The organism is Usitatibacter palustris (assembly GCF_013003985.1).
GTDB lineage: Bacteria > Pseudomonadota > Gammaproteobacteria > Burkholderiales > Usitatibacteraceae > Usitatibacter > Usitatibacter palustris.
Genome location: NZ_CP053073.1, coordinates 3,313,373 through 3,338,373 on the forward strand (window position 1 = coordinate 3,313,373; position 25,001 = coordinate 3,338,373).

22 protein-coding genes are annotated in these 25,001 nt (G+C 66.7%); 13 read left to right on the forward strand and 9 right to left on the reverse strand.

The window, feature by feature from the left end:
* From DSM104440_RS16260 to folE2, 7 genes are all read left to right on the forward strand, one after another.
* On the forward strand, positions 1-1,203 hold the full coding sequence (locus DSM104440_RS16260) for a type II secretion system F family protein (protein ID WP_171164448.1): 1,203 nt from the start codon (positions 1-3) through the stop codon (positions 1,201-1,203).
* Between the two features lie 208 nt (positions 1,204-1,411).
* Complete coding sequence (locus DSM104440_RS16265; RefSeq protein ID WP_171164450.1) at positions 1,412-3,043, forward strand: hypothetical protein; 1,632 nt, start codon at positions 1,412-1,414, stop codon at positions 3,041-3,043.
* Positions 3,040-3,657, forward strand: a complete 618-nt coding sequence (locus DSM104440_RS16270; RefSeq protein WP_171164453.1) for a hypothetical protein — start codon at positions 3,040-3,042, stop codon at positions 3,655-3,657. The genes DSM104440_RS16265 and DSM104440_RS16270 overlap by 4 nt, the downstream gene beginning before the upstream one ends.
* Positions 3,647-4,003: a hypothetical protein gene (locus DSM104440_RS16275; RefSeq protein WP_171164455.1), complete on the forward strand. Its 357-nt coding sequence runs from the start codon at positions 3,647-3,649 to the stop codon at positions 4,001-4,003. Before DSM104440_RS16270 ends, DSM104440_RS16275 begins: the two co-directional genes overlap by 11 nt.
* Positions 4,004-4,099: 96 nt before the next feature.
* Positions 4,100-5,467 (forward strand): hypothetical protein, encoded by a 1,368-nt coding sequence (locus tag DSM104440_RS16280; RefSeq protein ID WP_171164457.1) that lies wholly within the window; start codon positions 4,100-4,102, stop codon positions 5,465-5,467.
* Between the two features lie 11 nt (positions 5,468-5,478).
* Positions 5,479-6,225: a type II secretion system protein gene (locus DSM104440_RS16285; RefSeq protein WP_171164458.1), complete on the forward strand. Its 747-nt coding sequence runs from the start codon at positions 5,479-5,481 to the stop codon at positions 6,223-6,225.
* A 91-nt stretch (positions 6,226-6,316) separates the two neighbouring features.
* A complete protein-coding gene (folE2, locus tag DSM104440_RS16290) occupies positions 6,317-7,123 on the forward strand; it encodes a GTP cyclohydrolase FolE2 (RefSeq protein ID WP_171164460.1) in 807 nt (268 codons plus the stop codon).
* Here folE2 and DSM104440_RS16295 read toward each other — a convergent pair.
* Complete coding sequence (locus DSM104440_RS16295; RefSeq protein WP_171164462.1) at positions 7,120-7,767, reverse strand: retropepsin-like aspartic protease family protein; 648 nt, start codon at positions 7,765-7,767, stop codon at positions 7,120-7,122. The genes folE2 and DSM104440_RS16295 overlap by 4 nt on opposite strands.
* 15 nt (positions 7,768-7,782) lie before the next feature.
* Between DSM104440_RS16295 and DSM104440_RS16300 the strand changes: the two genes are divergently transcribed.
* Positions 7,783-8,496 (forward strand): type 1 glutamine amidotransferase, encoded by a 714-nt coding sequence (locus tag DSM104440_RS16300; protein ID WP_171164464.1) that lies wholly within the window; start codon positions 7,783-7,785, stop codon positions 8,494-8,496.
* Positions 8,497-8,500: 4 nt separating this feature from the next.
* Here DSM104440_RS16300 and DSM104440_RS16305 read toward each other — a convergent pair whose 3' ends face one another.
* From DSM104440_RS16305 to rpsT, 6 genes are all read right to left on the reverse strand, one after another.
* Entirely contained in the window at positions 8,501-9,355 is an 855-nt protein-coding gene (locus DSM104440_RS16305; protein ID WP_171164466.1) for an OmpA family protein, read from the reverse strand.
* A 44-nt stretch (positions 9,356-9,399) separates the two neighbouring features.
* The gene (locus DSM104440_RS16310) at positions 9,400-9,891 is read right to left on the reverse strand and encodes a YajQ family cyclic di-GMP-binding protein (protein WP_171164468.1); all 492 of its coding nucleotides are present in this window, start codon (positions 9,889-9,891) and stop codon (positions 9,400-9,402) included.
* 21 nt (positions 9,892-9,912) lie between these two features.
* Positions 9,913-11,133 carry an argininosuccinate synthase gene (locus DSM104440_RS16315; protein ID WP_171164470.1) on the reverse strand — a complete coding sequence of 407 codons (1,221 nt, stop codon included), beginning with the start codon at positions 11,131-11,133 and terminating at the stop codon, positions 9,913-9,915.
* A complete protein-coding gene (argF, locus tag DSM104440_RS16320; protein WP_171164472.1) occupies positions 11,130-12,044 on the reverse strand; it encodes an ornithine carbamoyltransferase in 915 nt (304 codons plus the stop codon). Before argF ends, DSM104440_RS16315 begins: the two co-directional genes overlap by 4 nt.
* Positions 12,041-13,237, reverse strand: coding sequence for an aspartate aminotransferase family protein (locus tag DSM104440_RS16325; protein WP_246212042.1), 1,197 nt, complete (start codon positions 13,235-13,237; stop codon positions 12,041-12,043). Before DSM104440_RS16325 ends, argF begins: the two co-directional genes overlap by 4 nt.
* A 69-nt stretch (positions 13,238-13,306) precedes the next feature.
* Entirely contained in the window at positions 13,307-13,579 is a 273-nt protein-coding gene (rpsT, locus tag DSM104440_RS16330) for a 30S ribosomal protein S20 (RefSeq protein ID WP_171164474.1), read from the reverse strand.
* 102 nt (positions 13,580-13,681) lie between these two features.
* Between rpsT and murJ the strand changes: the two genes are divergently transcribed.
* The 5 genes from murJ to ispH all read left to right on the forward strand — a co-directional run bounded on the left by murJ (position 13,682) and on the right by ispH (position 20,399).
* A complete protein-coding gene (murJ, locus tag DSM104440_RS16335; RefSeq protein WP_171164476.1) occupies positions 13,682-15,214 on the forward strand; it encodes a murein biosynthesis integral membrane protein MurJ in 1,533 nt (510 codons plus the stop codon).
* Entirely contained in the window at positions 15,215-16,138 is a 924-nt protein-coding gene (locus tag DSM104440_RS16340; protein ID WP_171164478.1) for a bifunctional riboflavin kinase/FAD synthetase, read from the forward strand.
* Between the two features lie 76 nt (positions 16,139-16,214).
* On the forward strand, positions 16,215-18,959 hold the full coding sequence (gene ileS / locus DSM104440_RS16345) for an isoleucine--tRNA ligase (RefSeq protein ID WP_246212170.1): 2,745 nt from the start codon (positions 16,215-16,217) through the stop codon (positions 18,957-18,959).
* The gene (gene lspA, locus DSM104440_RS16350; protein WP_171164482.1) at positions 18,952-19,464 is read left to right on the forward strand and encodes a signal peptidase II; all 513 of its coding nucleotides are present in this window, start codon (positions 18,952-18,954) and stop codon (positions 19,462-19,464) included. The genes ileS and lspA overlap by 8 nt, the downstream gene beginning before the upstream one ends.
* Positions 19,461-20,399 carry a 4-hydroxy-3-methylbut-2-enyl diphosphate reductase gene (ispH, locus tag DSM104440_RS16355; protein ID WP_171164484.1) on the forward strand — a complete coding sequence of 313 codons (939 nt, stop codon included), beginning with the start codon at positions 19,461-19,463 and terminating at the stop codon, positions 20,397-20,399. Before lspA ends, ispH begins: the two co-directional genes overlap by 4 nt.
* Here the strand turns inward: ispH and DSM104440_RS16360 are convergent.
* Together DSM104440_RS16360 and DSM104440_RS16365 are read right to left on the reverse strand one after the other, a co-directional pair.
* Positions 20,396-20,704 carry a hypothetical protein gene (locus DSM104440_RS16360; protein ID WP_171164486.1) on the reverse strand — a complete coding sequence of 103 codons (309 nt, stop codon included), beginning with the start codon at positions 20,702-20,704 and terminating at the stop codon, positions 20,396-20,398. The two genes, ispH and DSM104440_RS16360, sit on opposite strands and share 4 nt — an antisense overlap.
* Before the next feature lie 8 nt (positions 20,705-20,712).
* Positions 20,713-24,984, reverse strand: a complete 4,272-nt coding sequence (locus tag DSM104440_RS16365) for a pilus assembly protein (protein WP_171164488.1) — start codon at positions 24,982-24,984, stop codon at positions 20,713-20,715.
* Positions 24,985-25,001: the final 17 nt, after the last annotated feature.

The window sequence follows — 25,001 nt, forward strand, 5'->3', positions numbered from 1 at the left end:
ATGGCGCTCTTCGCCTACCGCGCGATCGATGCCGAAGGGAAGGTCTCCTCCGGCAATCTCGATGCCGTCAATGCGATCGACCTGGAACTGCGCCTCAAGCGCCTGGGCCTCGATCTGCTCACGTTCGAATCGGCGCACACCTCGGCCGCAGCGCGCTCGCGGCGGATCTCGCGCACCGAACTCATCACCTTCTGCTTCCACCTCTCGCAGTTGCTCAAGGCCGGCGTCAACATCATCGAGGCGCTGACGGACCTGCGCGACTCGATGGAGAACCCGGGCTTCAAGCAGGTTGTCGCGAGCCTGCTCGAGGACATCGAAGGCGGCCTCAAGCTCTCGGAGGCGATGGCGAACCACTCCTACTGCTTCGACGGCGTGTTCGTGTCGCTCGTGCGCGCCGGCGAGCAGAGCGGCGAGCTCACCCAGGTGCTCGACGAGCTCACCGAGAACATCAAGTGGCAGGACGAGATGGCGAGCCAGGCCAAGCGCGCGCTGATCTACCCGGTGATCGTGTTCGTCGTGATCATCGGCGTGATCTTCGTCCTCATGACGGTGCTGGTGCCGCAGCTCGCCGAGGCCTTCAAGACGCTGGTGCCCAAGCTGCCGCCGGAAACCGAATTCATGATCGCGCTGTCGAAGATCTTCGTGAAGTGGTGGTACCTGATGCTGGGCATTCCCGCGCTGGTCATCACCGGCGGATGGATCTACACGCGCACCAACGACAACGCGCGCCGCTGGCTCGACGAGCAGGCGCTGAAAGTGCCGATCCTCGGGGCCATCCGCCAGAAGATCATCCTCGCGCGGTTCTCGACCTTCTTCGCCATGCTCTACCGCGCCGGCATCAGCGTGCTCGAGTGCATCCACATCTGCGAGAAGATCGTCGGCAACCGCGTCATGGAGGAGGGCCTCGCGCGCGTCGGGCGCACGATCTCGGAGGGTACGGGGATCACGGCGGCGTTCACGAACACGCGCCTGTTCCCGCCACTCGTGCTGCGCATGCTGCGCGTGGGCGAGACCACGGGCGCGCTCGATGCGGCGCTGCTCAACGTGAGCTATTTCTACAACCGCGAGGTGCGCGAATCGATCGCGCGCATGCAGCAGATGCTAGGTCCCCTCACGACGGTCGTGCTGGGGACGCTGATCGTCGGTATCCTCTACACCATCTTCCTGCCGATCTACGACGTCATCGGCAAGATCAAGCTCTAGGGAGCCTCTGAACAATGCACAGGGGATGCGCGTTGCGGCAGACGCGGATGGATGCGAGGCGCGCGGCGCAGCGAATAGCCGGACTATTCGCAAGCCAAGTAACGAAGCAGACGCCGCATCTGCCGCAACCCGCGAGCACGTCGACCCGCATGGGACGACGTCCTGAGGGACGGGCGCGCACCCCTGTGGATTGTCCAGAGGCTCCCTGATGCCCCGCCACTTCCTCTACCTCACGAACACCCGCCTGGTGAGCCTCACCTCCAGCGGGGGGCGGCTCGTCGCGCGCCGCGAGTTCGCGGTCGAGGGCCAGGGCGAAGGCACGGCGGATTTCGAGCGCCACCTGCGAACGCTGTCGGACACACCGACGCACATGATCACGGACCTGGCCGAAGAGGACTTCCGCCTCGACACGATCCCGCACGTGAGCGCGCGCGACCGCGACGCGATCGTCGCCCGCAAGCTCACGCAGGTGTTCCGCGCCACGCCCTACCGCCACGCGATCCTGCAGGGCCGCGAAGCCGAAGGCCGGCGCGACGACCGCGTGCTCTACACGGCCATCAACAACCCGGATGTCCTCAAGCCCTGGATCGAGGCGATCGAGCGCCAGCGCGTGCCGCTGGCGGGCATCCACTCCTCGGCGATCTTCAGCGGCAACCTGCTCGTGGAGCTGGGTCTGGGTTTCCCGCAGGCGCTGCTCGTCACGTTCACGCCGGGCGGCGCGCTGCGGCAGACGTACTTTCGCAACAAGGAAGCCCGCTTTTCGCGCCTGACGCCCATCGACCTCGAGGAAGGGCAGACGCTGGGCGCCATGCTTGCCGAGGAAACCACGCGCACCTGGCAGTACCTGGACAGCCTGCGCAATTTCTCGGCGGAGGACCAGCTCGAAGTCTGCGTTCTCGTTCACCCGAAGGATCGGCCCGCGATCGATACGAGCCTGCGCGACTTCGCACAGATCCGCTACCGGCTCCTCGACATCGAGCAGGTCGCCGCCAAGCTCGGCCTCAAGCCCCCGCCGCTGGGCTCGAGCGCGGAGGAGATCCTCGTCCACCTCTTCCTGCGCAAGCCCGTAGGCAACCACTACGCGCCGCCGGAACTGCGCAGCAACGCGGTGCTGCGTTCCGCGCGGATCGCGCTCACGCAAGTGTCCGTCGCCGTGCTCGTCGCGGGCGTGGCCTGGGGCGGCTACACGCTCTCGCAGATCCTGCGCGGCGACCGCGAGGACCAGCGCACCACGCAGGAGATGAAGAAGCTCAATCGCGAGTACGACGAGATCTCGCGCGCCCTGCCCTCGGCCAACGTCGGCGGCACCGCGATGCGCGACACCGTGGCGTTCTACAACGGCAACCTGCGCTCCTTCCCTTCGATCGTCGAGTTCCTCACGCCCTTGTCGAGCGTGCTCAACGCGTACCCGCGCGTGCGCCTGCTGCAGGTCTCGTGGCTCGCGTCGAACGATCCCCGTGCGGAGCCGCCGATGCAGTCCAATGCACCGCGATCACCGAACGCGATCCGCTCCGTCCCGAAGTCCGGTGACGCGCCACCGCCCCCGGTCGCGCCACCCGATCCCAATGCCGACACGTTCTCGGGCGGAATGCACCAGGTCGCGCTCCTCGAAGCCACCGTGCAATTCACCGGCATCGACTACCGCAGCGCCCTCGCCGAAGTCGACCGCCTCACGAACGGTATCGATCGCATCCCGGGCTATGCCGTGACGATCGTGGAGAGCCCGCTCGATACGCGCCCGCTGCGCTCGATCCAGGGGCGCGTGGGTGAGCGCCCCGCCGGCCCCACCGAAGCGAGGTTCGTCCTGCGCGTCGCCCGCGACCGGAGCAAGGCGCCATGAACGTCGTCTTCAGCGCCGCCGGATTGAAGCGCCTGCGCACGTCGTGGATCATCCTCGCCCTGTCGATCGTCGTGGCCGCGGCGATGGGTGCCAGCGGCCACTGGTTCCTCGAGCGCGAAAAGCGCGACAGCACGGCCTCGGGCCGCAAGCTCCAGGAAGCGCGCACGCGGCTCGAAGGCGTGCGCCGCGAGCGCGAGAACCTCATCGAGTCGGCCGAAGTGTTCCGCACGCTCGTCGATCGCGGCATGCTGCAATCGGAGCGGCGCCTCGAGATGATCGAGCGCGTCGACGAGCTGCGCATCCGCCACCGCATGCTCAACATCGAATACGAGATCGCGCCGCAGCGGCCGCTGCCCCTCGCCGGCGGACGGTCGTTCGCCTCGGTGGACGTGCTCGCGAGCCGCGTGAAGCTGAAGCTGCAGGCGCTGCATGAAGGCGATCTCCTGGGTTTCCTCGACGACTTCACCCGCTCGACGCAAGGCTTCTACCCGATCGACCGCTGCACGCTTCGCCGCATGGGCGATGTGGAAGGCACCGATGCGAGTCGTCCGCGCGTGGAAGGCGAGTGCACGCTCGAATGGATCACGCTGAAGGAGAAGGGCCGTGCGGGCTAGCGCGCTCTTCGTCCTCGCCCTGGCGGCGGCCGCGCCCGCGGCGGCGCTCGAGATCGGCACGCTCTTCCACACGCCCGAGGAGCGCCAGAAGCTCGACAGGATGCGCCGCGGCGAGCCCGAGCGCACGACCACCGCGCCGATGGAACGCACCACCGTGCCGCAGATCACCGGCTACGTGCAACGCAGCGACGGCAAGAACACGCTCTGGCTCGACGGCCAGCCGGTGCCGACGAACAACCCGCGTGCAACGCCGCTCCTTGATCCGCGCAAGGTGCAGGACGAAGGCCCGCAACTGCCGCCGCGCTCGATCCAGGCGCTTCCGCCCGCTCCCGAACCGAAGCGCTAGCCGCGCGAAATCGCGCACCGCGCCGCGCGATTCCGCGCTGCGTCCCGCAACCCCCGAAGCTAGTCTGGCGGCGTTGCCTCGAGGGGACGCCACGCCATGCACCGGTCTCGACGCGAGCGGGGAGCGATCCTCGTCGCCTTCGCATTCACGCTTTCGCTGGGCCTGGCCGCGGCCCTGATGGGAATCGTCGCAACCCACACTTCACGCGCGGCGCGTGAACGCGCGAGCGACCGCGCGCTCGCCATCGCGAAGGAAGCGTTGATCGCCTACGCCGCGGGCCGCCCGCTCGATCCCGTCGTCGGACCGGGCTACCTTCCCTGCCCCGATCTCGATGGCGACGGATGGGCCGAGGCAACCTGCGGTTCGCTCAACGGCGCGAGCGGCCAGTCGCAGCGGCTCGGACGCCTGCCGTGGAAAACTCTGGGGATCGCGGAGATCCACGACGGCTATGGCGAACTGCTGTGGTACGCCGTTTCAAGCAAGCACAAGGGTCTGCTCAACTGCGCGGCGAGCGCGACCTGCATCGACATGAACCCCGACGTCGCGCTCGGTACCATCAGCATTCGTGATGCGGGCGGCGCGCTCGTGAACGACGGCCGCATTGCCGATCCACGCCGCGCGAGCGAAGGCGGCGTGGCGGCCGTGATCTTCGCGCCCGGCCCGGCGATCGAGCGCCTCGAAGACGAAGCCGGCACGCGACGCCGGCTCCAGGTGCGCGGCTGCCGCGAGACCTGCGATCCCGCGGACTTTCTCGACAAGGCGCCCGGCGGCGACTTCGCGGATGAAGACAACGCCGACTTCATCGATCGCAACGACGGCGCGGGCCGTGGCGCGAACGCCGACGGCTTCATCCGCGGCCCGGTCCGCCTCAGGGGCGGCGCCCTCGCCGTGAACGACCGCCTGGTCACCGTGAGCTACGACGACCTCATGCCGCGCGTGATGCGGCGCGTGGCGCTCGAGATCGCGCATTGCCTTCGTTCGCGGCCCACGCTCCCTCCCCCCGCGCCCCTGTGCCGCAGCGGGAACACGGCGCTCGCGTGGGAAGGCGCGACCGGCGCGGTGTTCGGACGGATTCCCGCCGGCGCGTTCTCCCATTGCACGATCGCGGACGGCACCGATCCGAATTGGTGGCGATCGTGGCGGATGCACGTGTTCTATGCGACTTGCGACACGGACACGCCGTGCCTGAAGACGATCGGTCTTGAAGGTGTTGCCGTTGGCGAAGCCAGGCGCCTCGCGGTGCTGGTCGCGGGCGCGCCGCTCGGCGGGCAGGCGCGCACACCGGACGACGCGAGCGGCTGGCTCGAGCGCGAGCATCGCGAGCTCGCGCGCCGCAACCCCGATCCGGCTGCGCCGCAATGCGCGCCCGAGCCGGGCCGCGTTGCCTGCGCCGAAGGCTGCGATCGCCTGGTGCTTGCCCCGCGCAGCGCGACGTTCAACGACGTGCTCATCGCGCTCCCGTGAGCGGCGCTCCCATGAAACACTCGGCCGCATTCACGCTCATCGAGCTGCTCGTGGCACTCGTGGTGATCACGATGCTGGTTGCGGGACTCGCCCTGCCGATCTCCGCGCAGGTGCAGTTGCGCCGCCAGGACGAAACGCGACGAACGCTCGAGGAGGCACGCGAAGCGCTCCTCGGCTTCGCCGCGGGGGCGGCGCGATTGCCCTGCCCGGCCACGGCCACGAGCCACGGCGAGGAGGCCTTTGCGCCCGGAGGAGACGCGAGCAATGGGCGTTGCGCCACGTTCCACGACGGATGGCTTCCGGCGGCGGCACTCGGTCTCACGCCGCTCGATGAGGCGGCGTTCCTGCGCGACGCGTGGGGCACTCGCATTCGCTACGCCGTCTTCGGCGACCGGCCCATCGAGGGCGTGGAGCACGCGCTCACACGGGCCCGGGGACTGCAGGCGGCCACCTTGCCGGGACTCGGGGCCGCGCCTCACTACCTCATCATCTGCGCCTCGGGACAGGGCCTGGATGCGGCAAGCTGCGGCGCCGCCGCGAACCAGCTCACGCGGCGCGCGGCCTTCGTGGTCTTCTCCACCGGCCCGAACGGCGGAGGCATTCCGGGGCCGGACGAAACGCACAACCTCGATGGCGACGGGGTCTTCGTCTCGCACACGGCTTCGCAGGACCCCGTGAACCCCTTCGACGACCTTGTGACGTGGCTCCCGGTCCCCATGTTGATCAACAGGATGATCGCCGCCGGTCACCTGCCCTGAATGCCCCCATCGAGGGGCCGGGAATTCCCGACTACTTTACTCAACCATTCGGGCAGCCTATAATTTTTGTCCGCCCTCGAAGGGAAGCGCCATGAACCAGCGCGACGCGAAACTCCCCATCGCCGACGTCCAAGCCAGTGCCGACACCCGGCAGTTGGCGATCGACCAGGTCGGCATCAAGTCCATCCGCCATCCCGTCCGGGTCGCCGAGCGCGCCGGCGGCGTCCAGCACACGGTCGCGATGTTCGACATGTACGTGGGCCTGCCGCACCAGTTCAAGGGCACGCACATGTCGCGGTTCGTGGAGATCCTCAACGCCCACGAGCGCGAGATCTCCCCGGACACGTTCCGCGTGATGCTGCGCGAGATGGTGAAGAAGCTCGAGGCCCAGAGCGGCCGCGTCGAGATGACCTTCCCGTACTTCGTGAACAAGAAGGCGCCGGTGTCGGGTGTGGCGAGCCTCATGGACTACGAGGTCACCTTCATCGGCGAGATCCAGGATGGCGTCGAGACCTTCACGCTGAAGGTCCTCGTGCCGGTGACGAGCCTGTGCCCCTGCTCCAAGAAGATCTCGGAGCGCGGCGCGCACAACCAGCGCTCGCACGTGACGATCGCCGCGCGCACCAACGACTTCGTGTGGATCGAGGAGCTCATCGACGTGGTCGAGGGCCAGGCTTCGAGCGAGCTCTGGGGACTGCTCAAGCGCCCCGACGAGAAATACGTCACCGAGCACGCCTACGACAATCCCAAGTTCGTCGAGGACATGGTGCGCGACATCGCCGCGAAGCTGAACGGCGACAAGCGCGTCGACGGTTACGTGGTGGAGAGCGAGAACTTCGAGTCCATCCACAACCACTCGGCCTACGCGATGATCGCGAAACCGCCGGGCAAGGCCTAGAACCGCTTCGTCAGCACCAGGTTCGAGCCTTCGCGGACCATCTCGGTCCGGTTGAGGAAACTCATCCCGAGCAGCGCCGCGCCCATGCCCGGACCTTCCTTGACGGAGGCGTCCACGTTGAAGAGCGTGACGTCACCGATCCGGATGCTGTCGAGCTTCACGAGGAAGATCGGCACGCGGCGGCCGTCGGCGACGACGGAGTAGCCCGGCGCCCCCTTCTTGTAGTCGATCCCCAGGCGCGAAGCATCGTCGCTGCCCATCGAGACGAGCGTCGCGCCCGTGTCCACGAGGAACCGCTGGTGCACGCCGTTCACCTGGCCATCCACGAAGTAATGGCCGCGTGAATCGGGCGCGAGCGTGACGCTGGTGCGGCTGCCGGTTTGCGCGGCCGATTCGAAGTGCTGGCCGATCTCGAGCGTCTGCTTCTTGCCGTCGACTTCGAGCGTGGCACCCTTGGCATCGACCGCGACGAGCACCACGCCTTCGAGGGTTTTCTGTCCGACGGAGAGGGTCCTCGGTGCGCCGCGGTTGATGGTGACCACCGCCTTGCCCGGGAAAAGGCCGATCACGTTCACCTCGGTCGCGAACGCGCTCGCGATGCCGAGCAGTGCGGTGAACGTGGCGAAGATAAGATGGCGCTTCATGGGAGGAGGACCTGCGTGAAACCGGTTGTGATTTTCCGTCACGCCCGCACCGAAGGGCCGGGCCATTTTGCCACATTCCTCGACGCGAACCGGCTGCCCTGGCGGCTGGTGAAGCTCGATGAAGGCGAGGCTGTTCCGGCATCGAGCGAGGCGTTCGCGGGCATGGGATTCATGGGCGGACCGATGAGCGCCAACGACGAATTGCCGTGGACGCAGCCGGTGCTCGCGCTCATGCGCGACGCGGTGGCGCGCAAGGTTCCCGTGATCGGGCATTGCCTCGGCGGCCAGTTGCTGGCGCGCGCGCTCGGCGCCGAGGTGCGCGTGAACCCGGTGAAGGAGATCGGCTGGAACCGCGTCGAGGTCGAGGACAAGCCGCTCGCGAAGGACTGGTTCGGAGCCGACCTCACCGAATTCGTGACCTTCCAGTGGCACGGCGATACGTTCGCGATCCCCGCGACCGGCGAGCGGATCCTTCGCGGCACGCACTGCCCCAACCAGGCCTACGTCGTCGACGATCGCCACCTCGGGCTGCAATGCCACGTCGAGATGACGCCGGAGATGATCCGCAGCTGGTGCGAGACGGGCGAGAGTGAGGTGCGCGAAGCGCGCACGAGCCCCGCCGTGCAGGACGTTGCGACGATGCAGGCCCAGATGCCCGCCCGCCTGCCCGCCCTGAACGACGTCGCGCAGCGCCTCTACCGGCGCTGGATCACGAAGCTCGTGCGCTAGCGCTCTACTTCTTCACCAGCTCGACGCGGCGGTTCTTCGCGCGGCCCTCTTCGGTGCGATTGTCGGCGACCGGCTTCTCGGCGCCGAAGCCCGCGGCCGCGAGCCGCTTCGCATCGATGCCGCCGGCCACGACGGCCGCCATCACGCTCTGCGCGCGCTTCTCCGAAAGCGTCTTGTTGGCCGCGGCCTGCCCGACGTTGTCGGTGTGGCCTTCGATCGAGATCTTCAGGTTCGGCGACGACTTGAGCGCCGCGACGATCTCCGCGACCGCCGCCTTGCCGTCGGCCTTCAGCTCCGCCTTGTTCGTATCGAAATTGATGTAGAGCGCGATGAAGCCATTCTTGTCGAGCTCATCGAGGAGCTTGTTCGCCTTGACGACCTGTTCGAGCGCGGCGACTTCGACGACCACGAGCTTGTAGCTCTGGGTGGGCGCGCTGAAGATGCCCGGTTCCACGCGAACCCAGACATCCTTGCCGCCGGTCGCGACGCGCAGCGTGACTTCACCGCCGTCACCTTCCTTGGGCAGGCGTTCGTAGACCACCTCGCCGCCAATGCCTTTGATCGCGTTCTGGTAGTTGCGCAGCACCTGGAGCGCGCTGGGCTGCTTCTGCGCGTCGTTGTGGAAGTAGGTGATCGAGGTGACGTTGCCTTCGATGGACTTGCGAACCGGCTCCGCACCCTTGCTGCCGGTGGCGACCTCCACGGCGTTGAAGTTCTGCTCGTACTCGACGATATGCGAGTTGGGAAAGCGCGTGAGCAGCGGGTGGTCCTTGGAGCCGCGAGCATCGTCGGGCTTCTGGGCCAGGACCGGGGCGGCAACGACGAGGGAAACGATGGCGACAGCGAGGGCGAGGCGCATGCGAGCTCCTTGGATGAAGGGGTGCGGCCGCGAGGCCGCGGCGTTCAGTCGCGGAAGTTTTCGAAGGCGACCGGAATGTCGGTCACCTTGGATCGCACCAGGGCGATCGCTTCCTGCAGCAGGTCCTTCTTGGCGCCCGTCACGCGCACGACCTCGCCCTGGATCGAGGCCTGCACCTTCAGCTTCGCGTCCTTGATGTGCTGGACGATCTTCTTGGCGGTGGGTTGATCCACGCCTTTTTTAACCGTGATCTTCTGCTTGACCTTGTCGCCGCCGATCTTCTCGACCGAACCGATGTCGAGGAAGCGAATATCGACGCCGCGCTTGGCGAACTTGCCCGTCATCACGTCGCGCACCTGGCCCAGCTTGAAGTCGTCGTCCGCGAAGGCCGTGATCTCGTGCTCCTTCTCCTTCAGCTCGAGGCGCGCGTCCGACCCCTTGAAGTCGTAGCGATTGGCGATTTCCTTGTTGGCGGTATCGAGGGCGTTCTTCACCTCGACCATGTTGGCTTCGCTGACGATATCGAATGAAGGCATGTCGGTCTCCTTTGCGTGCGACTACTTACGACCCTTCTTGGCCGCAATGCGCATGCGGAGGGCATTCAACTTGATGAACCCGCCCGCATCCGCCTGGTTGTAGGCGCCGCGGTCCTCGTCCATCGTGGCGATCGTCTGGTCGAAGAGCGAGTCCTTCGACTTGCGGCCCGTGGTGAGCACCGTGCCCTTGTAGAGCTTCACGCGCACGCGCCCGTTCACGTACTCCTGCGACGCGTCGATCAGGCCCTGGAGGAGCTTCCTCTCCGGGCTGAACCAGTAGCCGTTGTAGACCATGCGCGCGTAGCGCGGCATGAGGTCATCCTTGAGCGCCAGCACTTCGCGGTCGAGCGTGATCGATTCGATCGCGCGGTGGGCGCGAAGCATGATGGTGCCGCCGGGCGTCTCGTAGCAGCCGCGCGACTTCATGCCGACGTAGCGGTTCTCGACGAGGTCGAGGCGCCCCACGCCGTGCTTGCCGCCGATGCGGTTCAATTCCGTGAGGACCTGCGCCGGCGACATCTTCTTGCCGTTCACCGCGACGATGTCGCCGCGCTTGTATTCGAGATCCACGAACTCGGGCTTGTTGGGCGCCTTCTCGGGCGAGACCGTGATGCGCCACATCGATTCTTCCGGTTCGTAATCCGGATCCTCGAGAATTCCGGATTCGTACGAAATGTGGAGCAGGTTCGCGTCCATCGAGTAGGGGGCGCCGCCCTTCCTCTTCTTGAAGTCGACGGGAATGCCGTGCTTGTCGGCGTACTTCAGCATCGACTCGCGGCCCGTGAGCTTCCACTCGCGCCACGGAGCGATGATGTTCACGTCGGGCATGAGCGCGTAGGCGCCGAGCTCGAAGCGCACCTGGTCGTTGCCCTTGCCGGTCGCACCGTGCGAGATCGCATCCGCGCCGACCTTGCGCGCGGTATCGATGAGCGCCTTGGCGATGAGCGGGCGGGCGATCGACGTGCCCAACAGGTACTCGCCTTCGTACACGGCGTTGGCGCGGAACATCGGGAAGACGAAGTCGCGCACGAATTCCTCGCGAAGATCCTCGATGAAGATCTTCTTGATCCCCATCTTCTTCGCCTTCTTGCGCGCGGGCTCCAGTTCCTCGCCCTGGCCGATGTCGGCGGTGAAGGTGATCACCTCGCAGCCGTATTCTTCCTGCAGCCACTTGAGGATGACGGACGTATCCAGCCCGCCCGAGTAGGCGAGCACGACTTTTTTCGGCTTCGTGACTTTCACGATTCGACCTTTCCAAGAAGCAGGTATTCCATCAGCGCCTTCTGGACATGGAGCCGGTTCTCCGCCTCCTCCCAGACCACGCTTTGCGGGCCGTCCACGACGTCGGCCGCGACTTCCTCCCCGCGATGCGCGGGCAGGCAATGCATGAAGAGGGCGTCGTCGCGCGCGACCTTCATGATCGCGCCATCGACCATGAAGCCCGCGAACGCCGCCTGGCGCGCCGCATTCTCGGCTTCGAAGCCCATGCTGGTCCACACGTCGGTGGTCACGAGGTCCGCGCCCTTCGCCGCATCGCGCGGGTTCGAGAACATCTCGAGGTGCGCCTTCGCGACACCCGAAGCGCGGGCCGGCGCGAGGTCGTAGCCCGTGGGGCTCGCGACGTTCAGCTTGAAGCCAAGGAGCGGCGCGGCCTCGAGCCAGGTGTTGCACATGTTGTTCGAATCTCCGATCCACGCCACCGTCTTGTCCTGGATCGGCCCGCGGTGTTCCTGGTAGGTGTGGATGTCGCCCAGCACCTGGCACGGATGGTAATCGTTGGTGAGGCCGTTGATCACCGGCACGCGCGAGTGCGCCGCGAAGCGCTCTAGGTTCGAGTGCTCGAAGGTGCGGATCATCACGATGTCGACCATGCGCGTGATGACGCGCGCCACGTCCTCGATCGGCTCGCCGCGCCCGAGCTGCGTTTCGCCCATGTTGAGGACGATCGACGAGCCGCCGAGCTGGTAGATGCCCGCCTCGAAAGAGACGCGCGTGCGCGTCGAGCTCTTCTCGAAGACCATCGCGAGCATGCGGTCGACGAGCGGCTGGTAGGCGACGTAGTTCTTGAAGCGCTCTTTGAGGATCCGGGTGCGCGCGAACAGGTGCTCGAGGTCCGCGCGGTCGAGATCCGAGAAGCGAAGGAAATGCTTCATGCCGCCGCGGCGGCCGCCTCGGCCAGGAATTCCTTGACGAGGGGAACGAGGAGGCCCAGCAGCTCGCGCGACTGCGCGTCGCCGTAGATGAGCGGCGGCACGAGGCGGATCACGGAATCGGCGGTGACGTTGGTCACGAGCCCGCGCTCGAGTGCACGCTTGACGATCGCACCGCAGGGGCGATCGAGCTCGACGCCGATCATGAGGCCCATGCCGCGGATGTCCTTCACGCCGGCCACGCCGGCGAGCCCGCTCTTGAGGCCTTCCATCACGATCTCGCCCTGGCGCGCCGCGTTCGCGAGCATGCCGTCCTTCTCGAGGATCTCGAGCGTCGCCAGGCCCGCGACGGAAACCAGCGGCCCGCCGCCAAAAGTCGTTCCGTGGTTGCCGGGCTTGAACACGCTCGCGGCCACGCCGCGCGCGAGACACGCTCCGATCGGGATGCCCGAGCCCAGGCCCTTGGCGAGCGGCATGACGTCAGGAACGACGTCGGTCCATTGATGGGCGAACCACTTGCCCGTGCGGCCGATGCCGCTCTGCACTTCGTCGATCATCAGCAGCCACTGCTTGCGGTCGCAGATCTCGCGAAGCTTGCGCAGGTAATCGGCGTTCGCGACGTTGATGCCGCCTTCGCCCTGGAGCACTTCCATCAGGATCGCGACGACCGAAGGGTTGTGCTCGGCCACGCGCTCGATGGCGCCCAGATCGTTGTAGGGCACGCGCACGAAGCCGCCCATGAGGGGCTCGAAGCCCGCCTGCGCCTTGCGCGAACCCGTGGCCGACAGCGTGGCCAGCGTGCGGCCATGCCAGGCCTTCTCCATCACGATGATCTGCGAGTTCTCCACGCCGCGCTGGTGGCCGTAGAGGCGCGCCAGCTTGATCGCGCACTCGTTGGCTTCCGCGCCGGAGTTCGCGAAGAACGCGTTGTCCATCTTCGCGAGCGCGCAGACCTTGGCCGCGAGCGCTTCCTGCTCGGGCACGGTGAAATGGTTGGAGATGTGGATGAGGCGGCCGGCCTGCTCGTTGATGCGTCGCGTGTATTCCGGGTGGGCGTAGCCCAGCCCGTTCACGGCGATGCCGGCGAGCGCGTCGAGGTAGCGCTTGCCCTGCGTATCAAAAAGGTACGCACCTTCGCCCCGCGCGAAAGCGACGGGGTTGGGCGCATAGGTGGCCATCAAATGCGACGCGCTCATGACAGGGCCTCCAAGAAACGCCAACGGCGGCATCGCGCCGCCGTCGGAAGAAAAACGATTATTGCGCGGTTAGGCTTGCTTGGCGAGCGCCTTGACGCGCTTCGCGAGGCGGCTCTTGTGTCGAGCGGCCTTGTTCCTGTGGATGATTTTTCGGCTCGCCATGCGGTCGATGGTGGAGCTTTCCTTGTCGAGCGAGGTGGCAGCCGCCTTCGCGTCGCCCACGCCGATGGCCTTCTGGACCTTCTTGATGGCGGAACGGAGGGTGGTGCGCAGGCTCATGTTGGAAGCGCGCTGCTGGGTGGACTTGCGGGCGCGTTTTGCAGCCTGCTTTGTGTTGGCCATTGTCGTGGGTCCTAATCAGTCTGATTCGAAGGAACAGCTTCAAGGTGCGAAAATCGAGCCTGCTATGATACCGCACTTGTCCATACAAAACAAAGCCCTAGGTTGAACCTCCTGCGCGCGGCCGCTTCGGTGAGCGCGATGACGCTCGCCTCGCGCATTACCGGCTTTGTTCGCGACACGCTGCTCGCGATCTTCTTCGGCGCGGGCCTCGCGATGGACGCCTTTGTCGTCGCCTTCCGGATCCCCAATCTCCTGCGCCGATTGTTCGCCGAAGGCGCGTTCTCGCAGGCGTTCGTGCCGGTCCTCGGCGAGTACAAGGCGAAGCATGGTGACGAAGCAACGCGCGCGCTTGCAGGCCGCGTGCTGGGCGTGCTCGGTGCGGCGCTCCTGCTCGCCACGGCCGTGGGCATCGTCGCCGCTCCCCTCATCGTCTACGCCAGTGCGTACGGTTTTTCGAAGGACGCGGACAAGTTCGCCCTCACCGTTTTGATGCTGCGGATCTGCTTTCCGTACATCTTCTTCATTTCGCTCGTCTCGTTCGCCGCCGGCCTGCTCAATACCTACGGGCGCTTCAAGGCGGCCGCATTCACGCCCGTCCTGCTGAACCTCGTCTTCATCGCCTTCATCCTCTGGGTTGCGCCCCACTTCGAGCGTCCGGTCGTCGCCCTCGCCTGGGCGGTCTTCTTCGGTGGGCTCGCGCAGTTGCTTTTCCAGATCCCGTTCCTCAAGCGCATCGGCATGCTCACGTGGCCGCGATGGGAGCCGCGCGACGAAGGGGTCATTCGCATCCTCAAGCTGATGGCGCCCGCGGCACTGGGCGTTTCAGTCGCGCAGATCAGCCTGCTTATCAACACCCACATCGCATCCTGGTTGCGTGACGGCGCCGTGTCCTGGCTGTACTTCGCCGATCGCCTGATGGAATTTCCCTCGGCCATGCTCGGCGTCGCGCTGGGTACCGTACTGCTGCCCTCGCTCGTGAAACACCACAGCTCGAACGACCCGCGCGAGTACTCGCGGCTGCTCGATTGGGGACTGCGCCTCGCACTCCTGCTCTCGCTTCCGGCCGCCCTCGGCCTCGCGCTGCTCGCGACCCCGGTGATCACGACGCTCTTCTGGCACGGAGAGTTCACGCGCGCCGATGTCTTCATGACGCGCCATGCGCTCATCGCCTACTGCGTCGGGCTCGCGGGAATCATCCTCGTGAAGATCCTCGCGCCCGGCTTCTATGCGAAGCAGAACATCCGCACGCCGGTGAAAGTGGCCATCGTCACGCTGGTGGTGACGCAGATCCTCAACGCCGCGCTCGTTCCCTGGCTGGGGCACGCGGGGCTCGCGCTCTCGATCTCGCTGGGCGCCCTCTTCAATGCGGGTTGGCTCTGGGTGCTCATGCGCCGCTCGGGCAACTACACCGCCGAACCGGGGTGGGCCGCGTTCCTGCTCAAGGTGGCGGTCGCCCTCTACATGATGGGCGGCGTCATCTGGTACGGAATGGGGACGGAAACGTCGTGGTTCGCGATTCCCGCGGCGGCGCGCGCGGGCAAGCTCGCGCTGGTGATCGGCGGCGCGATGGCGGCCTACTTCGTTTCGCTCTGGCTGATGGGCATCCGCCTTCGCCACTTCACGCGGGCGGGCTAGATGCGCGTGATTCGCCATCCGCGTGCGGACGGCCCGGGCACCGCGATCGCGATCGGCAGCTTCGACGGCGTGCACCTGGGCCACCAGGCGATCCTCGGCCTCGTGAAGGATGCGGCGTCCGCGCGCGGCCTCGCTTCCGCCGTGCTCACGTTCGAGCCGCTGCCGCGTGAATTCCTCGCGCCGGCCAATGCGCCGGCACGCCTATCCTCGCTTCCCGAGAAGATCCTCGCCCTCCAGGCCCTCGGCATCGACCTCGCGTTCGTGCAGCGCTTCTACGCGCGCTTCGCCGCGCGCGAGCCCGCGGACTTCGCGCGCTGGCTGCATGGCAACCTGGGCGCGCGCCACGTCACGATCGGCGCGGACTTCCGCTTCGGGGCGCATCGCGCGGGCAATGCGCAGCGCCTCGCCGAGCTGGGCGCCGAGCTGGGCTTCGAAGTCGAGGTGCTCAAGGCCGTGAAGCAAGCGGGCGAACGGATCTCGAGCACGCGCGTCCGCGCGGCCCTCGCAAGCGGCGACCTCGATGAAGCAGCGCGGCTGCTGGGCCGTCCGTACGCCATCTGCGGCCGCGTGCAGCACGGCGCGAAGCGCGGACGCGAGCTCGGATTCCCCACGGCGAACATCCGCCTGGGCCGCGCCCGGCCGGCGCTCGGCGGAGTCTTTGCGGTAAAATGCACGGGCGCAGCAACTCGCGGACTCGAGGGAGTGGCGAGCCTTGGAATCAACCCGGCTGTTCAGACTGGCGGCCCGGCCACACTCGAAGCGTTCTTCTTCGATTTCCACGGCGACCTCTACGGGCGCCGACTCACCCTCGAGTTCCACAAGAAGCTGCGTGACGAGGCGCATTTCGCCTCGCTCGATGCGCTCGTCGCGCAGATCCGCAAGGATTGCGACGAAGCGCGCGAGTACTTCGGCACCCGGGGATGAAGAGGAAATCGAAGTGGCCAATGACGCGAAACCCGACTACAAGTCGACGCTGAACCTGCCGGACACGCCGTTCCCCATGCGCGGGGACCTCGCGAAACGCGAGCCGGTGTGGCTCAAGGATTGGGACGAGAAGGGCCTCTACTTCCGCATCCGCAAGGCCTGCGCCGGGCGCCCGCTCTTCATCCTCCACGACGGCCCCCCGTACGCCAACGGCGACATCCACATGGGCCACGCCGCGGGCAAGATCCTGAAGGACATCGTCGTGAAGTCGAAGACGATGGCCGGCTTCGACGCGCCCTACACGCCCGGCTGGGATTGCCACGGCCTGCCGATCGAACACCAGATCGAGAAGAAGCACGGCCGCAACCTCGAGCCCAACAAGCAGCGCGCGCTGTGCCGTGAATTCGCCGCCGAGCAGATCGCCCGGCAGAAGGTGGACTTCAAGCGCCTGGGGATCCACGGCGACTGGGACAACTCGTACACCACCATGAATCCGCCGACCGAAGGCGCGGAGATCCGCGCGCTCGGCCGCATCTGGAAGCAGGGCCTGCTCTACCGCGGCCTGAAGCCGGTCAACTGGTGCATCGATTGCGGCTCCGCCCTCGCGGAAGCCGAGGTCGAGTACGAGGACCGCACGTCACCCGCGATCGACGTGGGCTATCGCATGATCGATCGCGACAAGCTCGCGAAGCTCGCGGGCGCGCCTCTCACGGACGCGAAGCCCATCGACGCGGTGATCTGGACCACGACGCCCTGGACCCTGCCCGGCAGCCAGGCAATCTCCGTGAACCCGGAACTTGCGTACGTCCTCGCGGAAACCGACTCGCGCTACCTGCTCCTCGCCGCCGAGCTCGCCGAGAAGTCCCTCGCGCGCTACGGCCTCGCCGCGACGATCGTTCCCGGCACCATCGCCGGCGCGCAACTTGAAGGGCTGAAGGCGAAGCACCCGTTCCTCGATCGCGAAGTACCGATCGTGGTCGGCGCGCACGTCACGCTCGATGCGGGTACGGGCCTCGTGCACACGGCACCCGCGCATGGCGTCGATGACTTCGACATGGGCGTGAAATACAAGCTTTCGCTCGAGCAGCCCGTCGATGACGAAGGCAAGTACAAGTCCTTCGTGCCGCTCCTCGCCGGCACCTCCGTGCGTGCCGCCGACAAGCCGATCCTGGAGTTGCTGCAGGCGCGCAATGCGCCTCAATCCGACACCGCCCTGCTCAAGCACGAGCCCTTCCGCCACAGCTATCCGCATTGCTGGCGCCACAAGACACCGATCATCTTCCGTGCGACCACGCAGTGGTTCATCGCGATGGACAAGCCCGCCGCCGGTGGGAAGACGCTGCGCGAAGCGGCAATGAAGGCGATCTCCGAGACGACGTTCTATCCGGCCTGGGGCCGCGGCCGCATCGAAGCGATGATCTCCGGCCGCCCCGACTGGACGCTTTCCCGCCAGCGCAACTGGGGCGTGCCGCTCGCACTCTTCCTTGACCGCGAGACCGACCAGCTGCATCCGGACACCGAAGCGCTGATCGAGAAAGCCGCGGCCATGGTGGACAAGGGCGGCATCGAAGCCTGGTTCGCCGCGAGCTGCGAGGACTTCGGGGTCGACCCGAAGGCGTACCGCAAGATTTCCGACACGATGGACGTCTGGTTCGATTCGGGCGTCACGCACTTCTCGGTGCTGCGCGGACTCGCCGGCCAGCGCTGGCCCGCCGACCTCTACCTCGAAGGCAGCGACCAGCATCGCGGCTGGTTCCAGTCGAGCCTGCTCACCGGCTGCGCGATGGATGGCCGCGCGCCGTACAACGCGCTCCTCACGCACGGCTTCACGGTGGACGGCCAGGGACGCAAGATGTCCAAGTCGCTGGGCAACGTGATCGCGCCGCAGAAGGTGAATGACACGCTCGGCGCGGAAATGATCCGGCTATGGATCGCCGCCACCGACTACTCGGGCGAGCTCGCGATCTCCGACGAGATCCTCAAGCGCGTCGTCGAGAGCTACCGGCGCATCCGCAACACGCTGCGCTTCCTGCTCGCCAACATCGCCGACTTCGATCCGCAGAAGGACCTGCTTCCCCCGGACCAGTGGCTCGAGATCGATCGCTACGCGCTCGCGATGACGCGCGCGTTCGCGCAGGAATGCACCGAAGCCTACGGGCGCTTCGAGTTCCACACGGTCACGCAGCGCATGCAGATCTTCTGCTCCGAGGACCTGGGCGCCTTCTACCTCGACATCCTCAAGGACCGGCTTTACACGTGCCCGCGCGAATCACGCGCGCGGCGATCGGCGCAGTCGGTGCTGCACCACGTGACGCAGGTGCTGCTGCGCCTGATGGCCCCGGTTCTCACGTTCACCGCCGAGGAGGCCTGGACCGTGCTGCACCCCGGCAAGGAGGAGAGCCTCTTTTTCCACACCTGGAACGACGTTCTTCCGGCGCAGGCCGACGAGAATGGACTCGCCGTGAAGTGGGCGCGCCTGCGCGAGATCCGCGCGGTCGTGCAGAAGGAGCTCGAAGCCCTGAGGCAGGCGGGCTCCATCGGCTCGTCGCTCGCCGCCGAGGTGGAACTGGCCGCGCCCGAAGGCGACCGCGCCCTGCTCGAAAGCCTTGGCGAAGACCTGCGCTTCGCGCTGATCACGTCGGCCGCGCGGGTCGTCCCGGGCGCCGAGCTCGCGGTCCGCGTCACGCCGAGCGCGCACGCCAAGTGCGAACGCTGCTGGCACTATCGCGCCGACGTCGGGTCCAACCCCGCGCACCCCGCGATCTGCGGGCGCTGCGTCACGAACCTCAAGAGCCCCGGAGAGCCGCGCACCCATGCCTGATACGCCGCAGAAGCATTGGTCCGTGTGGCTGCTGCTCAGCCTCGTCGTGCTGGTCCTCGACCTCGCCACGAAGGCCTGGGTGAGCCAGGTGTTCCGCCTGGGCGAGGTCCGCGAGATCACGCCGTTCTTCAATCTCGTGCTCGCGCACAACACCGGCGCGGCGTTCAGCATCCTCGCCGGCGCGGGCGGCTGGCAGCGCTGGTTCTTCATCGTGCTCACGGCCGTGGTGTGCGTCGTGCTGCTCGTACTCCTGAAGCGCAACCACGCCAACCGCCTGTTCGCGCTGGCGACCGGCCTCCTGCTCGGCGGTGCGCTCGGCAACCTCTATGACCGCGCGACCCTCGGCTACGTGGTCGACTTCGTGCAGCTGCATGCCGCGGGCTACTATTGGCCTGCGTTCAACGTCGCCGATTCCGCGATTTCCGTGGGCGTCGTGCTTCTGATCTGGGACAGTTTCCGCGAGGCGGGCCGCGCACCGGCCACCGTCCGCGAGGAGAAACCATGAGCGTCGAGATCCTGCTCGCCAAGCCGCGCGGCTTCTGCGCCGGCGTGGACCGCGCCATCGCCATCGTCGAACGCGCCCTCGAGCTGCACGGCGCGCCCATCTACGTGCGCCACGAGATCGTCCACAACAAGTTCGTGGTCGAGGACCTGCGCGCCAAGGGTGCGGTCTTCGTCGAGGAGCTCTCCGAAGTGCCGGCGGGCGCGACCGTGATCTTCTCCGCGCACGGCATCTCGCTCGCGGTGCGCCGCGAGGCGGAAGCCCGCGGCCTGAAGGTGTTCGACGCCACCTGCCCGCTCGTCACCAAGGTCCACGTCGAAGTGGCCAAGATGCGCGAGCAGGGACGCGAAGTGATCATGATCGGCCACGAGGGACACCCCGAGGCCGAAGGCACGATGGGCCAGTCGGACAAGGGCATGCACCTGGTCGAGTGCGAGGAAGACGTGGCGAAGCTCCAGGTCGCCAATCCCGACCACGTGGCCTACGTGACGCAGACCACGCTCTCGATGGACGATTGCGCCCGCATCGTCGCCGCGCTGAAGACGCGCTTCCCGACGATCATCGGCCCGAAGAAGGACGACATCTGCTACGCCACGCAGAACCGCCAGGACGCCGTGAAGTTCATGGCGCCGCTGTGCGACGTGGTGATCGTGGTGGGTTCGCCCAACAGCTCCAATTCGAACCGCCTGCGCGAAGTGGCGCAGAACTTCGGGCGCGCGGCCTACCTCGTGGACAAGGCCGACGAGCTGCGCCGCGAGTGGATCGAAGGCAAGGGAACGATCGGCGTCACCGCCGGCGCCTCTGCACCGGAAGTGCTGGTGCAGGACGTCATCCTGCGGCTGCAATCACTGGGGGCCAAGCGGGTGCGCGAGCTCGAGGGCATCACCGAAGCGGTGACCTTCCCCCTGCCGCGCACGATGACGCGAAGCGACGCCTAGGCGCCCTTCACCGGGGGACCCTTCGGTTTCTCCGGGGGCTGCCACTGCTGGGGAGGTACGTAGCGCGCATCGGGCTTGGTGGCGATGCACATCGGCGGGCGGACGTTGAGGTCGAGCTTGAAATCGGGCTGGCAGTTCTTCACGCACCAGGCCCCATGCATCGTTTCCTCTTTCTTGAGGCACGTCTCGGTCGCCATTCGCTGGCGCTGGCTCGCCTCGTACTGGAACATCCGGCCTTGCGCCAGGGCCGGTGGCGCTGCCACCGGCCCCAGCATTGCAACAATCACTGCCGCGACAATCCTCATCGTCGACCCTAGCGCTGGATCAGCTCACGCCAGGAGATCCGGCGGGCGTTACCACCACCGCCACCGATCTTCACGTCGAACGGCGTCTTGGTACCCGTGGCGCCCGTCGCGATGCCCTTGAAGATGCCGCTGGGCAGTCGCACGATCACCGCGCCCACCGTGATCTGGCCCGTGAACTTCTGGCCGGCCACGGAGCCCGCCGACGACGGCACGAACTGGCCCGTCTTGAAGTCGAACTGGTAGATCCACGAGTCGCCGCCGATCGAGCACGCCGAGTTGTTCGGCACGTTCGTCACGACCACGAGCGTTCCCTGCACGAGCTGCGGGTCGAGGTTGATGCGCTCGCCCGGCGAGGTGCCGCCCGGGTTGAGGTCCATGAACCAGCCGTCGTTGACGCCCCAGTCCACCGGGTTCGTCGAGGTCGAGCGCGTCGTGCCGCCGTCGATGATGGTCTGCTGCACCACGCCCGACACCGCACGGAAGTTGCCGTAGCTCGTGCCCTTGTCCTTGATGGCGTAAAGGCTCTGCTGGTACGCGTACGGCAGCCCCGGAGGCGACGGGAGCACCGTGGCCGGATCGGGAAGATCGTCCTCGCCCAGGTAGCGGCCCGTGCCGACGAAGATCACCGGGTAGCCGTCGATCGCGCCGAGCTCGGGGCGCGACGTGATCGCCTGCTTCTTGCCGCTGCCGTCGAGAAGGATGGCGAGCTTGCTGACCGACGGGTTGGCCGTCGCCGTGTTGAACTTCCACACGTTGCCGTAGAGGTCGCCGGCGTAGAGGAACTTGCCGGTGTTGTCGACCGCAAAGGAGTCGGCGTAGCCGCTCATCTTGTTCAGGCCGCTCGGGTAAGCCGCGGTGCCCTCGGCCGTGGTGACCTTGGAGAGCTTCGCGCCCGTCATGGCATCGAGCGTGAACAGGTAGCCCCTGCCATCGCCCGGCGTCACGTTGTTCATGCCCGAGGTCACGAAGACGACCCACTTGCCGTCCACGACGCGCTTGGTGATGACCGGGTTGCCGTAGGAGAAGCCCACGTCGGCGTCCCAGTTCGCGCACATCGACGCGGACTCGCAGAACTCCCAGAGGACCTTCGGCGTTGCCGGATCGGTGACGTCGAGCGCGTAGAAGCCGCGTCCGCCGCTGTTGAGGCCGGCCACGAGGATGGTGCGCCAGGCGCTGCCCGTGAACACGTCCATCACCTGCGGGGAGCCGTCCACGTTGAACGTATGCGCCGAGCCCCAGTTCGCCGTGGCGAGCTTGTGCAGCTTGGGCATCACGATGCGCGGGACGTAGGCCCAGAGCTCCGCACCGGTGTCACCGTTGAAGGCGTGCAGCATGCCGTCGTTGGCGGCGATGTAGAGCACGCCCTGGCGGGTGTCCTGCGTGTTCTTGAAGCTCGCGTAGTCCGGGGTCACCGCGTCGGCGAAGTTGAACACCGCCGCCTTGACGAACGCCGGCGTGGCGTTCACCGGATCGCCCAGGATGTGCGGCCGCTTGCGGAAGGGCGAGCCCGTCTCGGGCGACACGAAATCTTCGTGCACGCGCCAGCCGCGCAGGTAATTCACCAGGTTGTCGCCGTTGTTGGCGATCGTCTGCTGCGCAGGCAGGAGCAGCGCGCATTGCGAGAACTGGCCGCACTTGCCGCTGAAGTACGGTTGCTCTGCCGCGATGGCGCCGACGGCGCCGGCCGAGAGCGAGCCGTAGGCGAAGTTCTTGCGCTTGTTCGCGCCCGACTCGTCGATGGTGAAGATCGTGCGCGAGTCCGACGTCGCCGAACTGCGCGAGTCGAGGAGCGTCTGCGCCGACCACACGATCGCGGGAAGGACGTTGCCCGTCACCGTGTCGATGCGCTGGGCCACGATTTCACCGTCCCACTCCGTCGTGCGGAAGGTCGAGCTGTAGATGTAGTTGTCCGTCTCCGTGATGTTCGGGCTGCTGGTGGCCGAAGCCGCCGCCGCCGCGGTCATCACCTGGAGCTTGGAGAGCGCGCTGCCCAGGCCCTGCGTGAGCGAGTTCGGATCGCCCGCGCTGAAGTACGTGCCGCGCGCATTCACCGCCGCGTGCCAGAGGTCGTCGAGCGTGCTGGGCTGGCCCGAAACCGGCACCGGCCAGTTGCACACGCCGGTGGTCCACGAGCACGCGCCCGAGGTGCCGGCCTTGATCTTCGAGAAATCCCCACCCGTGTTGGTCTCGTAGTCGGGGATGTAGTCCATGAAGCCTTCGAGGCCCAGGCCCAGCGTGAAGGTCACCATGTGCTGCTTGTTGTTGGTGTCCTTCGAGCTCGTCGGGACGATGTTGTCCGCGACCGCACCCGAGGTGCGCAGGTCTTCCTTGTAGTAGTAGGCCGCCACGTCGGCGAGCGTGTTGGTCGCGCTGAGGCCGGTGCCGCCGTCGTAGGCACCCACCGCCCGCGTGAAGAACCCGCTGTTGGAGCTGTCGACGTTGTCGACCGTGCCGCTGCCCAGGTTGCTGTTCGCACTGCTGTTCCAGTAGCCGTCCGTCGTGAGCAGCGCGTAGTTGTGCTGGCACGCGTACTGGACGGGGTCATCCGTGGCGGTCGGGATCATGCCCGCGCTGATGCCGGTGTTGAGGCCCGCGTAGTAGCGGCCCACGCGCGAGAGCGCCTGCGGAAGCGGCGTGCTGCCGTTGGTGGTCTGGGCGTAGAGAAGGTCGTACCAGGACTGCTTGTGCGTCGTGATGAACTTGTTGACCTTCAGGAACTTGTCGGAGCCGTTCCCGCCCGGGTTGATCGTGATGAAGCCGATGCGGAAGCGGTCCGCGTTGGCGAGCGCGCCGAACGCACGGCCCGAGGCCGTCTTCATGAGCGCCATGCGCGTGCGGTAGAAGCTGTACCAGTTCGCGAAGTTCTGCAGTTCTTCGGCGTGCGTGCACACCGAGGCCGAAGCGCAGTCCGTCCGCACCGATGTTGCGCCACGCGTGTGGTTCGCCTGCGTGGGCCAGATGTCGACGCGATTGAAGCGGCCCAGGCGCGGGTAGGGGTGCGAGGTCGCATCGAACTTCTTGCGGCAGCGCGGCGTCGCGGGCGAACCCGTGTTGCCGGTCACGACCGCGGGGAGCGCCGCGTCGGCTTCCGTCTTGCACCACCGGACCGGGGCCTCGATGGTGAAGCCGCCGCCGGGATTCGCGCCGGCCGCATTGGCGAGCGCGCACGTGGTCAGGTTGATGTCGCTGCAATACTCATGCGGCGTGATGTTGTAGTAGTGCGGGTTCGACGTCTGGTGGCGAATCTTGTAGCGGAACACGGCGTTGGGCAGGCCGACGTTCCCGTTGGTGCCGTTCTTGAAATACAGGAAGTAGTTCGGCAGGCCACCACCCAGGAAGGCGCCCGTGTTGTGACGCCCGTTGTAGCGGCAGATGGCCGTGTTGGTCTTCTCGGCCGCGGTGGGATCGTCCTTCGTGCAGTAGATCACCTCGTTGAAGGCGTTCGTGAGGTTCGTGGCGCCGCCGGTGGCGTACGCATCGGCCTTCGCGGACGTCGGATTCGACGCCGTCATCGCCGTGCCGTTGGCCTGCATGGCCGGCGAGTAGGTGATGTCGGGGTTGTACCAGATCTGGTTGAACTTGGTCGCGTAGAACGGCGCTTCCCCGTAGGTCGGGATGTCGTCCTGGTCGGTCTCGAGGTCGTTCGGATCGGTGTTGTCGTTGCCGCACGGCGAGCCGCGCGGGCTCGTGGGGTTGTTCGCCGTGAAGCCGTAGCCCGCGTCCTGCTTGCCACCAGGCCCGGTGCAGCCTTCGTCGATCACGACCGTCGCTCCGGTCGTGTTGCCCGTGAGGTTGATGGTTGTCCCACCCACCGTCGTCGAAAGCGTGAGCGTCGTCGAGCTGGGCACGGACTTCACGAAATACACCGTGTTCAAGGCAAGCGGCGCGGGCGGCGTACCGGCGATGAAGATCACCGTCGAGTTCACGGCGGCGCGGTGGTTGTTCGATCCGTTATCCCCCGCCGTCGTGATGGTCTCGTTGCTCGAACCCGTGTTCACGTTGCTCACCGTCAGGGCGTTGGTGTTGCAGCGCTTGCAGTTGAGGTAGAAGTCCTGGCCCGTGTTGCGGAAGAGCTGGTCGGGCATGTAGTTCCAGTTCATGGAGCCCGAATCGTCCAGGATGTACATGAGGTTCGGCAGCACGGACGTGGAGGCCGTGTTGGCGAGCGGGACGTCCGCGAGGTCCGCGAGCTGGGCGCGCGCCGGCGGCGCGAGCACGATAGCAGCAGCGACACCTAGGGCGGAGACGGCGACAAAGCGCCGCAGATTGAGAACGTTCATGGGGAGGCTCCTTGGCT

What these genes read in the sequence shown, in the direction of transcription:
- DSM104440_RS16260 (WP_171164448.1), top strand. Translation starts at nt 1, where the DNA reads ATGGCGCTCTTCGCCTACCGCGCGATCGATGCCGAAGGGAAGGTCTCC.
- DSM104440_RS16265 (WP_171164450.1), top strand. Translation starts at nt 1,412, where the DNA reads ATGCCCCGCCACTTCCTCTACCTCACGAACACCCGCCTGGTGAGCCTC.
- DSM104440_RS16270 (WP_171164453.1), top strand. Translation starts at nt 3,040, where the DNA reads ATGAACGTCGTCTTCAGCGCCGCCGGATTGAAGCGCCTGCGCACGTCG.
- DSM104440_RS16280 (WP_171164457.1), top strand. Translation starts at nt 4,100, where the DNA reads ATGCACCGGTCTCGACGCGAGCGGGGAGCGATCCTCGTCGCCTTCGCA.
- DSM104440_RS16285 (WP_171164458.1), top strand. Translation starts at nt 5,479, where the DNA reads ATGAAACACTCGGCCGCATTCACGCTCATCGAGCTGCTCGTGGCACTC.
- folE2 (WP_171164460.1), top strand. Translation starts at nt 6,317, where the DNA reads ATGAACCAGCGCGACGCGAAACTCCCCATCGCCGACGTCCAAGCCAGT.
- DSM104440_RS16295 (WP_171164462.1), bottom strand. Translation starts at nt 7,767, where the DNA reads ATGAAGCGCCATCTTATCTTCGCCACGTTCACCGCACTGCTCGGCATC.
- DSM104440_RS16305 (WP_171164466.1), bottom strand. Translation starts at nt 9,355, where the DNA reads ATGCGCCTCGCCCTCGCTGTCGCCATCGTTTCCCTCGTCGTTGCCGCC.
- DSM104440_RS16310 (WP_171164468.1), bottom strand. Translation starts at nt 9,891, where the DNA reads ATGCCTTCATTCGATATCGTCAGCGAAGCCAACATGGTCGAGGTGAAG.
- argF (WP_171164472.1), bottom strand. Translation starts at nt 12,044, where the DNA reads ATGAAGCATTTCCTTCGCTTCTCGGATCTCGACCGCGCGGACCTCGAG.
- DSM104440_RS16325 (WP_246212042.1), bottom strand. Translation starts at nt 13,237, where the DNA reads ATGAGCGCGTCGCATTTGATGGCCACCTATGCGCCCAACCCCGTCGCT.
- rpsT (WP_171164474.1), bottom strand. Translation starts at nt 13,579, where the DNA reads ATGGCCAACACAAAGCAGGCTGCAAAACGCGCCCGCAAGTCCACCCAG.
- DSM104440_RS16340 (WP_171164478.1), top strand. Translation starts at nt 15,215, where the DNA reads ATGCGCGTGATTCGCCATCCGCGTGCGGACGGCCCGGGCACCGCGATC.
- ileS (WP_246212170.1), top strand. Translation starts at nt 16,215, where the DNA reads ATGCGCGGGGACCTCGCGAAACGCGAGCCGGTGTGGCTCAAGGATTGG.
- lspA (WP_171164482.1), top strand. Translation starts at nt 18,952, where the DNA reads ATGCCTGATACGCCGCAGAAGCATTGGTCCGTGTGGCTGCTGCTCAGC.
- ispH (WP_171164484.1), top strand. Translation starts at nt 19,461, where the DNA reads ATGAGCGTCGAGATCCTGCTCGCCAAGCCGCGCGGCTTCTGCGCCGGC.
- DSM104440_RS16360 (WP_171164486.1), bottom strand. Translation starts at nt 20,704, where the DNA reads ATGAGGATTGTCGCGGCAGTGATTGTTGCAATGCTGGGGCCGGTGGCA.
- DSM104440_RS16365 (WP_171164488.1), bottom strand. Translation starts at nt 24,984, where the DNA reads ATGAACGTTCTCAATCTGCGGCGCTTTGTCGCCGTCTCCGCCCTAGGT.